Origin of the sequence: Vibrio crassostreae 9ZC13 (assembly GCF_000272045.2) — a bacterium.
GTDB lineage: Bacteria > Pseudomonadota > Gammaproteobacteria > Enterobacterales > Vibrionaceae > Vibrio > Vibrio crassostreae_C.
The window spans coordinates 560,222-574,103 of the sequence record NZ_AJYZ02000042.1; the positions used below are offsets into that span (position 1 = coordinate 560,222).

At 45.0% G+C, this 13,882-nt stretch carries 12 protein-coding genes and 1 pseudogene; all 13 read right to left on the bottom strand.

Translation table 11 applies throughout. The annotated features are described in order from the left end of the window. Positions 1 to 468, bottom strand: a pseudogene (locus A136_RS21205) (flagellin); the annotation flags it as partial. Positions 469 to 1,116: 648 nt separating this feature from the next. After that, positions 1,117 to 2,253 (bottom strand): flagellin, encoded by a 1,137-nt coding sequence (locus A136_RS21215; protein ID WP_017064128.1) that lies wholly within the window; start codon positions 2,251 to 2,253, stop codon positions 1,117 to 1,119. Between the two features lie 418 nt (positions 2,254 to 2,671). Continuing rightward, complete coding sequence (gene flgL, locus A136_RS21220) at positions 2,672 to 3,862, bottom strand: flagellar hook-associated protein FlgL (RefSeq protein ID WP_017064129.1); 1,191 nt, start codon at positions 3,860 to 3,862, stop codon at positions 2,672 to 2,674. 10 nt (positions 3,863 to 3,872) lie between these two features. Then, positions 3,873 to 5,753, bottom strand: a complete 1,881-nt coding sequence (gene flgK / locus A136_RS21225; RefSeq protein WP_017064130.1) for a flagellar hook-associated protein FlgK — start codon at positions 5,751 to 5,753, stop codon at positions 3,873 to 3,875. Positions 5,754 to 5,973: 220 nt separating this feature from the next. Next, positions 5,974 to 6,891 (bottom strand): flagellar assembly peptidoglycan hydrolase FlgJ, encoded by a 918-nt coding sequence (flgJ, locus tag A136_RS21230; RefSeq protein WP_017064131.1) that lies wholly within the window; start codon positions 6,889 to 6,891, stop codon positions 5,974 to 5,976. Between the two features lie 13 nt (positions 6,892 to 6,904). Continuing rightward, on the bottom strand, positions 6,905 to 7,996 hold the full coding sequence (locus tag A136_RS21235; protein ID WP_017062257.1) for a flagellar basal body P-ring protein FlgI: 1,092 nt from the start codon (positions 7,994 to 7,996) through the stop codon (positions 6,905 to 6,907). Between the two features lie 94 nt (positions 7,997 to 8,090). After that, positions 8,091 to 8,867 (bottom strand): flagellar basal body L-ring protein FlgH, encoded by a 777-nt coding sequence (gene flgH, locus A136_RS21240; RefSeq protein ID WP_017064132.1) that lies wholly within the window; start codon positions 8,865 to 8,867, stop codon positions 8,091 to 8,093. An 88-nt stretch (positions 8,868 to 8,955) separates the two neighbouring features. Then, positions 8,956 to 9,744 carry a flagellar basal-body rod protein FlgG gene (flgG, locus tag A136_RS21245; protein WP_017062259.1) on the bottom strand — a complete coding sequence of 263 codons (789 nt, stop codon included), beginning with the start codon at positions 9,742 to 9,744 and terminating at the stop codon, positions 8,956 to 8,958. A gap of 21 nt (positions 9,745 to 9,765) precedes the next feature. After that, complete coding sequence (flgF, locus tag A136_RS21250; protein WP_017064133.1) at positions 9,766 to 10,515, bottom strand: flagellar basal-body rod protein FlgF; 750 nt, start codon at positions 10,513 to 10,515, stop codon at positions 9,766 to 9,768. Positions 10,516 to 10,767: 252 nt separating this feature from the next. Then, on the bottom strand, positions 10,768 to 12,072 hold the full coding sequence (gene flgE, locus A136_RS21255; protein WP_017062260.1) for a flagellar hook protein FlgE: 1,305 nt from the start codon (positions 12,070 to 12,072) through the stop codon (positions 10,768 to 10,770). 49 nt (positions 12,073 to 12,121) lie between these two features. Further along, positions 12,122 to 12,835 carry a flagellar hook assembly protein FlgD gene (gene flgD, locus A136_RS21260; protein ID WP_010439286.1) on the bottom strand — a complete coding sequence of 238 codons (714 nt, stop codon included), beginning with the start codon at positions 12,833 to 12,835 and terminating at the stop codon, positions 12,122 to 12,124. 17 nt (positions 12,836 to 12,852) lie between these two features. Then, positions 12,853 to 13,266 (bottom strand): flagellar basal body rod protein FlgC, encoded by a 414-nt coding sequence (flgC, locus tag A136_RS21265; protein ID WP_004736176.1) that lies wholly within the window; start codon positions 13,264 to 13,266, stop codon positions 12,853 to 12,855. A 4-nt stretch (positions 13,267 to 13,270) separates the two neighbouring features. Further along, positions 13,271 to 13,666 (bottom strand): flagellar basal body rod protein FlgB, encoded by a 396-nt coding sequence (flgB, locus tag A136_RS21270; protein WP_004736175.1) that lies wholly within the window; start codon positions 13,664 to 13,666, stop codon positions 13,271 to 13,273. Between the last annotated feature and the right edge of the window lie 216 nt (positions 13,667 to 13,882).

Here is a 13,882-nt window from a genome sequence, read left to right on the forward strand (position 1 = left end):
CGCTTCACCGTTGTCTGCACCGATTTGGAATGATTTAGTACCGTGAGTACCGTTAAGCAACTTGTTGCCACCAAAAGACGTCGTTTCCGCGATACGGTTCAGTTCGTCGTTCAGCGCTGTTACTTCTTCTTGAATCGCTACACGCTCAGATTTTGAGTTTGAGCCGTTTGAAGATTGTAGAGACAAATCACGCATACGTTGCAGGATGTTAGTCGTCTCATTCATTGCACCTTCAGCTGTTTGTGCAATTGAGATACCGTCGTTCGCGTTACGTACAGCAACATCAAGACCACGACTTTGAACGTTCAAACGGTTCGAGATTTGTAGACCCGCAGCGTCATCTTTTGCGCTGTTGATTTTTGAGCCAGAAGCTAGACGCTCCATTGATGTTTGTTGTGCGCTGTTTGCGTTGTTTAGGTAACGTTGCGCTGTCATCGCTGAAACGTTTGTATTTACATTCACTGCCATGGTGATTTCTCCAATTGATTTTCCGGTATAGCGGTTTCCGACGTCTCGGAAAACCAAGTAGTTCTCTCAAAGTTACTTTTAATAACGGCGCGAAAATCAGAAGCTTTAGAAAAACTTTCAAAAAACCACAAAAAAAATATTAATCTAATATTTATCAACAACTTAATTTTCATCATTTTCTAATACAGCGATAGATTTCAATTGGAAAAAGATCTTAACCTGTTCAGAAAGCGTACGAACCGCCGTCTAAATGGCTCAAGGTCGAGAAATGATCAATCGCCAAAGATCTCTGACTTACGCAAATCTTGTGTAATAGATGACATTATTTGTCGTGAAGAAGAACCATCAAATAGAGATTTGGAAAAGGTAGTGCGAGAAAGTTCACAGGAAAATAAATAGCAAAAACAAGAAATACAGAAAGGAAAAAGCCCCTTTTCCTTTGAGAGAACCGGGGCTAGTTGGCGCGTCAGAGCCTGTGTGGAGATCATCGAGAAATGAACACATTTCCGACTTGCCGTTGCATTCTTACTGCAAAAATGGATAGCAGGTGAGAGATGAGAGAGCTAAACATTCAATAGTAAGTATGCTTGCCAGTTTCCCTTGCTGCATGGCTCACGTCTGAACACGAGCAGCAAGTTCAACCAATAACTATTGCAATAATGACATTGCAGAGTTAGGCAACTGTTTTGCTTGAGCAAGTATTGAAGTACCTGCTTGTTGCAGAATTTGTGATTTGGTCATTTGCGTCGTCTCTTTCGCAAAGTCCGTATCTTTGATTCGGCTGTTTGAAGCGTCTACGTTCTCTTGTACGTTTGCCAAGTTATTAATACTGTGGCTTAGACGGTTCTGTTTTGCACCCAAATCAGCACGCTGTGAATCCACGTACTTCATTGCAGAATCAATCACGCTGATCGCGTTCTGTGAACCCGCAACGCTGGTTAAGCTAACATCTTGAACCGAGGTTGCGCGGCCTTCACTCTTAATACCTAGCTCAGACGCTAGACCACCAGAGATAGACATTGGGCCGTCAAGGTCAGGTTCAGCAACGAACAGTTGAATGCGACCATCATCAGTAACCGATGCGTTCACAAGATCAGACTGACCATTAATGTAAGTCGCAAGCTCTTCGATATCATCGCCCGCTTTGGTATTGATATCTAAAACGATGTCTTCACCCGCTTTGGTTTTGAATTCGAACTTAAGATCGCTCGCTGTTGGCGGCACTTCCCAGTTCTTATCTTTCGCGTTTTCTGAATCGAACGTAGTACCACCCATACGGTAGTCATCTGCACGGATACTTGTCAGAGCCATGATCATTGCTTCACCAGAGTTAGAACCGATCTGGAATGAAGCTTCACCGAATGAACCGTTCAGTAGACGACGACCACCAAACGATGTGGTTTCCGCAATACGGTTAAGCTCATCTTGAAGTGCCATTGACTCTTCGTTCAGTGCAGTACGCTCTGCCGGCGAGTTAGTGCCGTTTGATGATTGAATCGCTAGATCACGCATACGTTGTAGTACGTTAGTCGATTCGTTCATCGCGCCTTCTGCTGTTTGAGCAATCGAAATACCGTCGTTGGCATTACGCATTGCCACATCAAGACCACGAGACTGAGCGGTTAGACGGTTCGAGATTTGCAGACCTGCCGCATCATCTTTCGCGCTGTTGATCTTGTGACCAGATGACAAACGCTCCATAGAAGTCGCTAAGTCATTAGATGCTTTATTCAGGTAACGCTGTGCTGTCATAGCAGATACGTTAGTGCTTACATTGATAGCCATTTTGCTCTCCTTATGAGTTCGCAAAGTTTCTGCGAAGCGGCCAGCTTTACTCTCATATGGATAAGCACTGACCGTGTATTACTCGATAAACCCTATACAAGGTTTAAGATCTGTATTAATCATTTATAACCAACACAGATACAAGTTGTATGCCAAGTTTAATATCATATAAATAATTTTTTAATTATCTAAAAATCAGAAGCTTACAAACAACACTGCGCAATTATGATTTTCTACTATTAGAAGATGAAAAACATTCACCTTCCTTATTGCCGTTTTTTGCCGCTATTCTAGAAACATCATGCTTCGTACAAAAAAGCGGCAAACTGTGGCGTCATTCGCACGTATGGCATAGCACATACGGCAAGGAATCAACGCCATGGTGATCGACAAGCCACCATTAAATACCGATTGATCATTAAATATAGTTAAACAAGGTCAGGTCTTTGGTTTTGCCAAACGCTTGTTGAGAAGCTTGTAGTGCTCGAGAGTTTTCATTGAACTCAATGATCGCTTTCGAGTAATCCAAGTCTTCAAAGTTGCTTTTTGCTTTTGCTAAAGACAACTTGAAATCTTCATGTTGTTGCTCTTGAATATCCAAAGTACTCAAGCGTGCACCAACATCGGTTCTTGCCTTGGTCAAATGGATAAACGCAGCGTGGAACTCTTCAGTTACTTGGTGCAGTTTCGCTGTTGCTGATGCATCCGATACCGGGTTTTCAGCCTGCTCAGCAGCCTCTTTGAACGTATCAAAGATAGAGAAAGTCTCTCGTGGTTCTAAGGTGATCGAATCACCTTTAGTGATTTGGCCTTTGATTTGAATATTCAGCCCTTCATAAACAATGCCTGTCGAAGGATCAAAATCTTCTGCCGCAACCACTGCGCCGTCTTTTTCAAGCTGATAAGCGAAATTGCCCGTCTGCATGTCGACAAACGTCACTTTATAAGTAGACCCATCTTCATCGCTGTTGGTCGCACGCCCGAGCAATAACTCAGACGCAGGTTCAAGCTCGTACTGAGGTTCGTAGTCACCGAACGGGTTGTCTATTTCCATAAACATCTTGCTGCCCGGATCATTCATTGCCATTTCAAAGCTGCTTGCCACACGCATCTTGCGTTGGTAGTCATCACCTTGATATGTCACATTCCCTTCGTTATCTCGAAAGAAAGGCTGATTTTTCGGCTTAGTGCCTGCAAACGTGTAGTTACCCGACTCATCTTGAGAGTTGGCTAAATGCAGGAAGTTATTCGCCAGTTCTTGAATTTCACGCTTCTTAGCTAAACGGTCTTCCGGAGAAAGCGCACCGTTGATCATTTCCATCACGGTTCGTTTTGCTTCATCAGCAAAGCCTTCAGTGTTAGAAACCAATACTTCATGATGCTCAAGACGGTTTCTGACTAGAGTAATCGCATCGACATACTGTTTAAGCTGTTCTGACTGCTGACCAATGTTCTGTAAATAGTGCGTCGCTAATGGGTCATCACTTGGCGACTGTAACTTCTTACCCGAAGCAAGTTGTGCTTGGTTGTGATGCACCTTGTTCTCTTGACGGCGCAAGTCGTTTTGTACTGACTGATAATTATGGAAGCTAGAGATACGATTCAACATTTATACCTTCCTATCTCAGAGCCAAAATAGTGTTAAACGTATCATTGGCTGCTTGCATGATACGTGAAGAAGCCATATACGCTTGCTGAAATTTCATCATGTTTGCCGCTTCTTCATCGAGGTTTACTCCCGAGATAGAAGCAATACGTTCTTGAGCCGACTGTTTTTCTAATGTCGCAATATCACTCAGGCGATTTGCCGTTGAAGACTTCAAGCCCGTATTAGTATTCAAGTTGTGGTAAAGGTCTAAAATCGTAGACTCACCATCATTCAACAGCTTTCCTGTTTGAAGATCTTGTAGCTTACGCAGGTTACCGTTGTCACCTTCTGATGGGACAAGGTTTGCCGTAAACTTATCATTTGCCACCGCACCGGGTGTGAGCTCAAACGTTGTACCGTTGATGGTCACTGGCCCTTGTGGCGGATACGGTTGAGGCTGCATTAAAATGTTACCCTTCGGATCCGTCACAGCAAACTGCTCACCTTTTGGTGAGACAATCACTTCAAACTCACGCAGTTGACCTGCTTCTAGGATTTTAAATCCCGCTGTACCCTTGGCAAACGTGGTCGATGCCTCATAACTTTGCGCAGCAATGTCTTTCGGGTCTTTGGTTTCCATATGAATCTGCGCAGCAAAATTACGCGTTGGACGCAGTAACAGTTTCTCTCCTAGTTCAGGAGGGTTACGTACTTCCACTCGCATGCCATCAAGATAAAAAGCACTACCGCTAGAGTCGGTCGCCATCTTAACGGTCTCATCGTTCGGCTTAGTCACGACATAATCACTGCCATCGTATTTCAGTCCATACTCACCGCCTTTTAAGGCAGAAGTATCATCAATGTATACCGCAACATCGGCTTTCGATTGCCCGCTAGCCGTGACACGAGATTTTGCCACCAGCTCTGAGTTCACGTCGGTAAACAAATCCTTGCCTACGTTGCCGTTAAGATCCAAACCTTGTTCTTGAAGACTATTGACCTCATATGAAAACGCGGTCGCCAAACGACCAAGCTCATCCATGATTGCTGGGATATGTTCGTCACGCATGTCTAGCATGGCGCCGATTTTTCCGTCGATATCACTGCTGGTGATCGGTTTTAAAGACTTACCTTCAACAATCGCTAGGCGGCGCTGATGTGCATCGGGTAAGCCATCAACCATCTTCAGCTGACTCGCTTCACTACCAGAGACCAAGGTATGGCCATTACCAATATGGACATTAAACCCTTCGGCATTTGAGCGTGGTGTCACCGTAACTTTGGTGTAACCAGAAAGCTCATTAATCAACTTTTCATGCTGATCTCGTAGGTCATTATGAGGCCCAGGAGTTCGCATCATTAAACGCTGAACATCACGGATCTCGTACGCAAGTTGGTTAACTCGCTCGATACCCATATCTAATTTTTTATTCGTAGAATCAGACTGTTGACGAACTGTTTCATGAAATTCATTCAAGGTTTTAGTTACAAGCCCTGCTTTCTCTAACACGACCTTACGCGCACCCACATCATTTGGGGTATCGCCGAGAGTCTTAACGGAATCAAACCATTCGTTGAGGTTTTCTGGAATCTTCTTTGAAGCGACCGACGACAACATGCTCGACAGCATATCGAGGTTGGCTTCGGTATCGCCTTTGTTGGCGGCATTGGTTGTCGATAAGTTAAGTTCTTTGACGGCAAACTGATCCCAAGAGCGGCGAACATTTTCCACATGTACCCCCATACCGTAGGATTGCCCACCGTACTGGCGCGGGTCATTCACACCTTGAATCACAGACTGGCGGCTATAGCCCTCTGTGTTAGCGTTAGAAATGTTATGACCTGTGGTGTTGAGCTGTCTCTGAGCCGTAAGAACACTTTGTGCCCCTACATTCAGAAGATCCGACGCCATAATGCCCCCAAAAAACTTAACAAAACCAGAATGAACTGATTAACTACAACCGTATATTACTAAGATAAAAGCAATATATGTGCCAACACAAACAATAGGAAATTAAAAGACGATAATTTATTGAAGTGTAAGGAGATAACTATGAATTACGCGTAAGAACTGAAGGGGCGGAGAAGAAAAGAGCCTGCCAGTAGCAAGCTCTCTATGTTGATTTATGACGCTAGTTCATCTCATCAATCTTGGCTTTAACTCGTAAAACCTTGTCTGCATAGTTAGGGTCAGTTGCGTAACCAGCCTGATGAATACCTTTGATGAAATTCTCTGAATTGCCTTGATGCTGTAGCGCCGTTTCGTATCTTGGATTTTCGTTCAAGAACTTCACGTAATCATTAAAGCTATCTTCGAAATTAGAGTAAGAACGGAAGGAAGCTGACTCTTTAACGGCGGTTTTGCCATGGAACTCAAGAGTTTGAGTCGCGACCTTATCGCCCTTCCAACTTCTATCTGCTTTGATGTTAAATAAGTTATTGCTGTTGCCCAAAGAGTTCTTAACCATTTTAGAACCCCAACCCGTTTCAAGGGCAGCTTGTGCCAATAGAAGAGACGAGTCCACACCAAGCGCACTTGCCGCTTTTTCCGCGTAAGGCTTCATTGAGGTCACAAACGATTCTGGAGAATCAAAGGATACTGGCTGTTTTGCTGCTTGCGCAGGTTGAACGTCTGACGCTCGCTCTTCCGAACGGCCTGAATATTGCGGTCTTTGCAATGAAGCATCAAAGCCTTCACTGCGAACCTTCTCTTCAGACGTATCGCTTGCTTGGCCAGCGCTTAGTTGAGCCACGATCATATCTGCAAGACCTAATGAACCTGAAGCGCTTAACTCACTCGCCATTTGGTCATCTTGCATCTGACGATAGAACTGCTCGTTCTGGCTGTTCAACATATCCGACTTAAAGCTCGAGTTAGCATCGCGCATTGACTTAAACAACATCGAGGTGAAAATCGATTCAAACTGTTTTGCCGCCGCGGTTAATGCTTCTTTCTCGCTACCTTCTTCACCGTTTACCGCTTGTTGACGAAGGCGGTCTAGGCTACCGATATCGTGAATAAAGCCGATGTCATTGTTATTTTTAATCATGCTTTACCCCTTCTTAGATAATGATCAATTGGCCTTCAATCGCACCCGCTTGTTTCAGTGCTTGAAGGATTGCCATTAAATCAGAAGGTGCAGCGCCCACTTCATTGACTGCGCGTACCAAATCGTCCAGCGTTAGGCCAGGTTCAAATTTGAACATCTTACCATCGCCTTCCGTGATTTCGATATCAGAATCAGGGACCACTACCGTTTGGCCACCAGAGAATGCATTCGGTTGGCTTACGTTTAGATTTTCTTTAATTGCAACCGTCATACCACCGTGGGTGACCGCCGCCGCTTTTAGGCGAACGTGCTTACCAACCACAATCGTACCTGTACGAGAGTTGACGATGATTTTTGCAGAGCCTTCAGCAGGGTCGAACTCGATGTTTTCGATAGCCGACAAGAATGCTACACGCTGGCTGATTTCACGCGGTGCACGAACTTTTACTGAAGTTGCGTCTACCGCTGAAGCCATTTGTGGGCCTAGGAAATTATTAACCGCATCAGCCATACGCTGAGCCGTTGTGAAATCTGATTGGATTAGGTTGAAGGTGATGTAGTCACCACGACCGAATGGCGTTGGGATCTCTTGTTCAACCGTCGCACCGCTAGAGATGATACCAACGTTAGGGTTGTTACCGACAATCTTAGAACCGTCGTTACCTTGTGCACTAAAGCCACTTACCACCAAGTTACCCTGCGCGACCGCATACACTTGACCGTCTAGACCTTTCAAGAAGGTCTGTAGCAAGGTACCACCACGAAGGCTTTTTGCTGAACCGATAGAAGAAACGGTTACGTCAACTTCTTGCCCTTGCTTAGAGAATGCTGGCAGTTCAGCAGTCACAATAACAGCCGCGACGTTTTTGGTTTTTGGCTTAGTGCCGGGCGGCAATTGGATGCCAAAATTTTGCAGCATTGCGTTAAATGTTTGATCGGTAAAGGGAGTTGTCTCACCAGTACCCGGCAAGCCCGTGACCAAACCATAACCGACAAGTTGGTTACTACGAACACCCGCCACTTTTGCCACGTCTTTGATTCGCGCAGCATGGGCACTGGTGGCAAGAAATAGCATGCCGAATAGTACGAGTGTCAGTTTTTTCATTGAGTAACCTGTCTGTATTGCTTTAATTTATAATAGCTTAGCTAAATGTGGCTGAGTGATAGAGGCTGTCAGTATGTCGTCGTCCTATCAAGCTCTACAGAGATACATTAAAGAATCGTGCCAAGAATCCAGGCTCTTGCATATCTTTCTGTACGCCAGTCCCTGAGTACTGAATTCGTGCGTTAGAAACACGGTTTGAAGCAATGGTATTTTCGAAGTCAATATCGTCTGGACGGATGGTACCGCTTAGGCGGATGTACTCATCGCCGGTGTTCAGTGTCATCCACTTCTCACCACGAACCACTAGGTTGCCATTAGCTAATACTTCGATGACTTCAACGGTAATGTAGCCGCTGATGCTGTTACTTTGGTTGGCTGATGCATCACCAGCGAAGGTATTGGTGTTGCTCAGATCGTAAGAGAAGTTGTACTTATCGATCGTCAGCTCTTGACCACCAACAGCCAGCGGCTCCATCGATGCATCATTCGACTTAGACATGTCTGCGTTGGCTTTTTTGGTCGCTCGAGTATTCTCATCTAGCGCTACAGTGATGATGTCACCAATACCACGAGGCTTTGAGTCGTCATACATGCTGCCAATGTGGTTCACATTAAACAGTGAGCCCGTTGCCGCTGCGTAATGCTCTGGTTTCTGCTTGGGGTTGATTGGCGCCCATGCAGGGTCACCAGCAATTGGATCGGTTCGCCCACGAAGCGTGTCAATAATGCCAGAGCTCTCTTGCGCCGACTTATCGCCTTCAACCGCATCAACCACTGTGGTTGCATTTTCTTCTGCCGGAGTCTCGATCGGGTCCAGAACAGCACATCCCGACATAGACATAAACAAAGCTAAACAAAAAATACGTTTCATGGCGATATACTCTCAGCAGGCAGTGGTAAATGGGTCAATTAGCAAAAACAGATAGATTAATTAAAAAAGTAAACGGCGAATAAACCAATTACAGCTGTTGGTTAACAAAGCTCATCATCTTGTCTACTGACGAGATAACTTTCGAATTCATTTCGTATACACGCTGAGCTTCAATCATGTTTACCAGCTCTTCGGTTACGTTTACGTTCGATGTTTCTAGCATCGATTGGCGGATGTTACCCAGGCCATCAAAGCCCGGTACACCCTCTTGTGGGTCGCCACTCGCGCCAGTTGGCAAGTAAAGGTTTTGACCTACTGGCTCTAGACCACCTGGGTTTACAAAGTCAGTAATGGTAATTTGACCAACCACGACGTTGTTTTGCTCGCCACGTAGACGAACCGATACTTCACCGTCGTTACCAACCGTTACCGAGATCGCGTCTTCAGGAATCACAATTTCTGGTTGTAGAGGATAACCTTGGCCCGACGTTACGATCGCGCCTTCACCGTTCAGTGTGAACTGACCATTGCGGCTGTAACCTGTTTCACCGTCTGGCATTTCAACTTGGAAGAAACCGTCGCCTTCAATCATCATGTCTAGGCTGTTAGATGTCGTTTGTGCGTTACCGTGAGTGTGCACTTTTTGAGTCGCGACGACCTTAGAACCGGCACCCAGCATCAAACCACTTGGCAGCTCAGTATTCTGAGACGATTGACCACCCGGTTGATTAATATTCTGGTAGAACAGATCTTCAAATACCGCGCGGCTCTTTTTAAAACCAATGGTCGAGGCGTTGGCAAGGTTGTTCGAAATCGTTGAGATATTGGTTTGTTGGGCGTCTAAACCCGTTTTACTTACCCATAATGCTGGATGCATAGCAATGTCCTTTAAATTCTATTAGCTCATACGAAGCAGTGAATCAGACGACTTGTCCATTTCCTCTGCTGTGCTCATCATTTTGACCTGCATTTCAAACTGACGTTGTAAGTCAATTAGGCTGGTCATTTCACCTACGGCATTTACGTTACTGCCTTCGATAGCACCTTTTAGCAACGTTACCGCTGCATCTGCTTCGTATGCCTGATCTGGGTTTTTCGAACGGAATAGACCATTCGTGTCTTTAAACAAACTTTGGTTGTCTGGACGTACAAGCTTAATACGATCAACCACGGCCAATTCTTCAGCTGGAGCGCCTTGAGGAATCACCGAAATCGTACCGTCTGTACCAATTTCTACTTTGCTGATTGGGATTGGCAGCGTGATTGGTGCATCGTTTTCACCAAGCACTAAGTGACCGCTTGCGTTGGTTAGTAAACCGTTTTGGTCAACCCTTAGGTTACCGTTACGTGTTAAACCTTCACGGCCAGTATTGTCCATCACTAAAATCCAACCATCACCTTGAATGGTAACGTCTAGATCTCGGCCAGTAGTAACCACACTACCCTGAGCGAAATTATGACCCGGACGCTCTGTCATGCTGAAAACACGAGTAGGCATGCCTTCGCCATACGCTTGCATTGAACGTGCCTGTGCTAAATCAGCACGGAAACCCGTTGTACTTACGTTGGCAAGGTTGTTTGCACGTAGCTGCAAAGCTTGCATATTTTGCTTAGCGCCACTCATGGCAAGAAACAGTGCGCGATCCATAATTTTGCTCCAAAAATCATCTTCTGGGGCTAATAAAGCAAACACTGTGCCAATATTTTTAACTGTTATTTATCAATATTTTAAATAGAAAACGAACGAAGATGGGTGATCGTCAAAGGATCATTGAGGAATAATTGTTGCCAGAGGCATTACCGGGCGGCAATAGGGGCGGCAAATAAGAAGACAAACAACAATACCCAATTCAATAACATTGAATTGGGTATTCGCAGATGATTCAAACGCTCGAAACGATTAACGAATCTGAAGAATATTCTGTTGTAGCTGGTTGTGTACTTCTAGAGAACGCGAGTTCGCTTGGAAGTTACGTTGAGCAGAAATCAAATCAACCAGTTCTTGAGTCATATCGATGTTCGACTGCTCTAGCGAGCCGTTGTTGATGCTACCAAATGAACCTTTGTTCGATTCACCCCAGATCTTGTCACCAGAGTCGTTGGTAGAATCCCATTGAGTACCGCCTTTCTTATCCAGACCTTGCTCATTTGGTACACGAACCAAGCCTACACGGCCAAGCATCACGTTTTCACCATTTGAATAAGTACCTAGAACACTGCCGTACTCATCGAAATCGATTTTTGTTAAGAAACCTGTTGTCGCGCCATCTTCATCAAACTTAGTCAATTCAAACGGAGCGGCAAACTGAGTTGAAGAATCTAAACCAAACTTAAGCACTTGAGTTGGATCAGCACCGTTCAAGTCAATAGGGTTCGCACCAGCACCCAGTGGTTCCGAGTTAATCGGCTGACCATTGTTTAGGCTTGCTAACGTACCGTCATTGTTGAACTTCATTGTGTGACCAACATGACCTTGTGCATTCGTCGCATCACCACCAGTAATGTTGACCGGCTTTTCACCGTTCTCATCTGACATGGTGTAGTACGTTTGCCAAGTGTTTGGTTGAGTCTGATCTTTGAGGTAGTAAGTCGTTAACTTGTAAGACTGACCCATAGAATCGTATACCGTCGAAGACGTTGCACGGTTATAAGTATCAGCATCTTTGAAGTTAAATGCAGCCGGGTCTTTAAGATCACCGTTTGCAGGAAGGTTAACCCCTACTTCAATGTTTTCTGTCTGTTTTGGTTTACCAAACTCAGCAGGAATGTCGAGAGGCTTTGGCGCATAAGAAAGAACTTCCCCCGAGTTTGGATCAACATCGTAACCTAAAAGAAACTCATCATTAGCGGTAACCATGTAGTTGTCTTTGTTTAGGTGAAATGCACCATTACGCGTTAATTCGTTAATCTCTGGCACCATGCGGTCTTTAGATACTGCAAAGAAACCTGTACCACTTACACGTAAGTCCATTGGGTTGTTCGTATAAATACTTGAACCTTCGTGGAACTGTTGCGCCACTTGGCTAGCTTGCGCACCGCCACCTGCCGTCGTTTTTGCGTTAGTGAACAACGAGCTTGAGTAAACATCACCAAACTCGGCACGAGACTCTTTAAAGCCAAATGTGTTCGCGTTCGCAATGTTGTTACTGGTTGTATTCAGGTCTAATTGTGCAGCGGATAGGCCGCTTAAAGCTACATATGACATTCCATTATTCTCCTAATCTATCTAGCTAGCATAGTCACTCAATAAAGAGCTACGCTTTACCAACTTCTAGTACTTCAGCAAGTCGTACTGGCGATGTGAAACCAGCCAGATTGAGTAGTACGTTGCCATCGCCCTTACCAAGAAGCACACTGTTCACGTTCGCATAACTGGAAACTTGGAACTCTGTGTTCTCGCCATCCAGCAAACCCGACGCTTTCACGTTGTATTTACCGGCCGGCAATGGGTTACCGTCTTCGTCTTTTCCGTCCCATTCAACACGTGTATCACCAGATGGTTTAGAGCCGATATCAAATGTGCGAACCAATTGGCCAACTTCGTTCTCAACACGGACCATTACATTGTCCATTGCCTGAGGAAGCTTAACCATTGCCGCCATACCGCCATCACCGGGTTTTACACCTGCCGCACCAGGAACCAATACATCACGCCCAACTAAAGAGGAGGCCTGAAGAGCTTGGTTAGAGGTCATTGATGAATTCAAGCTTTCAAACTGTGTATTCATTTTGCCAATGCCATCTACGGTCGCAAATGAAGCCATTTGCGCAATCATCTGGTCATTGCTAACCGGCTTGAAAGGGTCTTGTTGTGCTAGTTGCTTAGTCAACAAAGATAAGAAGTCTTCTTGTTTAAGATCCTGCTTACCTGTTGTTTCGTCGGGCTTTTTAGCGCCATCTTGAAGACTCTTCAGCTGGTCAACATAGGACAAGCCGCTTTGACCAACATTGTTGTTGATTCCAGCCATGTGCTACCTCCTTATCCTTATTGACCCATCTGCAGCGTACGCAGCAGCATTTGTTTACTCGAGTCAGCAACCTGTACGTTTGTTTGGTACGCACGTGATGCCGAAATCATGTTTGCCATTTCTTCCATAACGTTGACATTAGGCTTGTAGATATAGCCTTCGTTGTTCGCTAATGGGTGATCCGGGTTGTACTCCGCGCTTAGCGGCTTATCGCTTTCCACAATACCTAATACTTTCACAGGCACAGTGTGACCACTGTTGCGTGCTTTATTTAACTCAGCGCCGAACACTGCGTGACGAGCCTTGTAAGTTTCTTCAGCAGAACTACTTACACTGTCCGCGTTCGCAAGGTTGCTCGAGGTCGTATTTAGACGAACAGATTCAGCACTCATCGCAGAACCAGTCACATTGAATACATTGAATAAACTCATCTAATTATTCCCCTTTAATCGCTTTAGTTAAATTCTTGAACTTACTTCCTAAGAAGTCGAGAGAGGCTTGATGCCTAATTTGGTTTTGCATGAAAAGGTTTCTTTCCAAATCCAAATCAACCGTGTTGCCATCTCCTGTATCAGGTTGGGTAGGAATGCGATACTTCGTTTCCCCGTTCACCGTTGTTGAGGCAGAAATGTGCCGACCATCTGTACGGCTAAGACCAATGCTTGCCCCAGAACTTGCCGCTTGCAGTGATTTCTTAAAGTCTAATCCCTTTGCTTTATACCCAGGCGTGTTTGCTTGCGCGATATTGGTGGAAAGCACCTCAGCGTTACGCTCACGTACACCAACTGTGTGCTGGTGAATGCCCAAAGCATTGTCAAAAGAAATAGCCATGTAAACCTCAACTCAAGAACTGACTGTTATGAAATAACCAAAGCAATATATATACCAACTTTTGAAACAAGGCGGTCTATCAATGCTTTTACAGGTTACTCGTGGGTAAACTTGCAATAAACAAGCCAAAAAATAGAGTAAATTGGAATGTCACTCTGACTTAAAGATATAGCTTAAGCAGGAAAAAGAAAACCCAGCACTTGGCTGGGTTTTAAA

Bases quoted from the DNA above. Each gene is read 5' to 3' on its own strand.
- flgL (WP_017064129.1), bottom strand. From the start codon at position 3,862: ATGTTGAATCGTATCTCTAGCTTCCATAATTATCAGTCAGTACAAAAC.
- A136_RS21235 (WP_017062257.1), bottom strand. From the start codon at position 7,996: ATGAAAAAACTGACACTCGTACTATTCGGCATGCTATTTCTTGCCACC.
- A136_RS21215 (WP_017064128.1), bottom strand. From the start codon at position 2,253: ATGGCTATCAATGTAAGCACTAACGTATCTGCTATGACAGCACAGCGT.
- flgB (WP_004736175.1), bottom strand. From the start codon at position 13,666: ATGGCTATTTCTTTTGACAATGCTTTGGGCATTCACCAGCACACAGTT.
- flgF (WP_017064133.1), bottom strand. From the start codon at position 10,515: ATGGATCGCGCACTGTTTCTTGCCATGAGTGGCGCTAAGCAAAATATG.
- flgC (WP_004736176.1), bottom strand. From the start codon at position 13,266: ATGAGTTTATTCAATGTATTCAATGTGACTGGTTCTGCGATGAGTGCT.
- flgJ (WP_017064131.1), bottom strand. From the start codon at position 6,891: ATGATTAAAAATAACAATGACATCGGCTTTATTCACGATATCGGTAGC.
- flgD (WP_010439286.1), bottom strand. From the start codon at position 12,835: ATGGCTGGAATCAACAACAATGTTGGTCAAAGCGGCTTGTCCTATGTT.
- flgK (WP_017064130.1), bottom strand. From the start codon at position 5,753: ATGGCGTCGGATCTTCTGAATGTAGGGGCACAAAGTGTTCTTACGGCT.
- flgE (WP_017062260.1), bottom strand. From the start codon at position 12,072: ATGTCATATGTAGCTTTAAGCGGCCTATCCGCTGCACAATTAGACCTG.
- flgH (WP_017064132.1), bottom strand. From the start codon at position 8,867: ATGAAACGTATTTTTTGTTTAGCTTTGTTTATGTCTATGTCGGGATGT.
- flgG (WP_017062259.1), bottom strand. From the start codon at position 9,744: ATGCATCCAGCATTATGGGTAAGTAAAACGGGTTTAGACGCCCAACAA.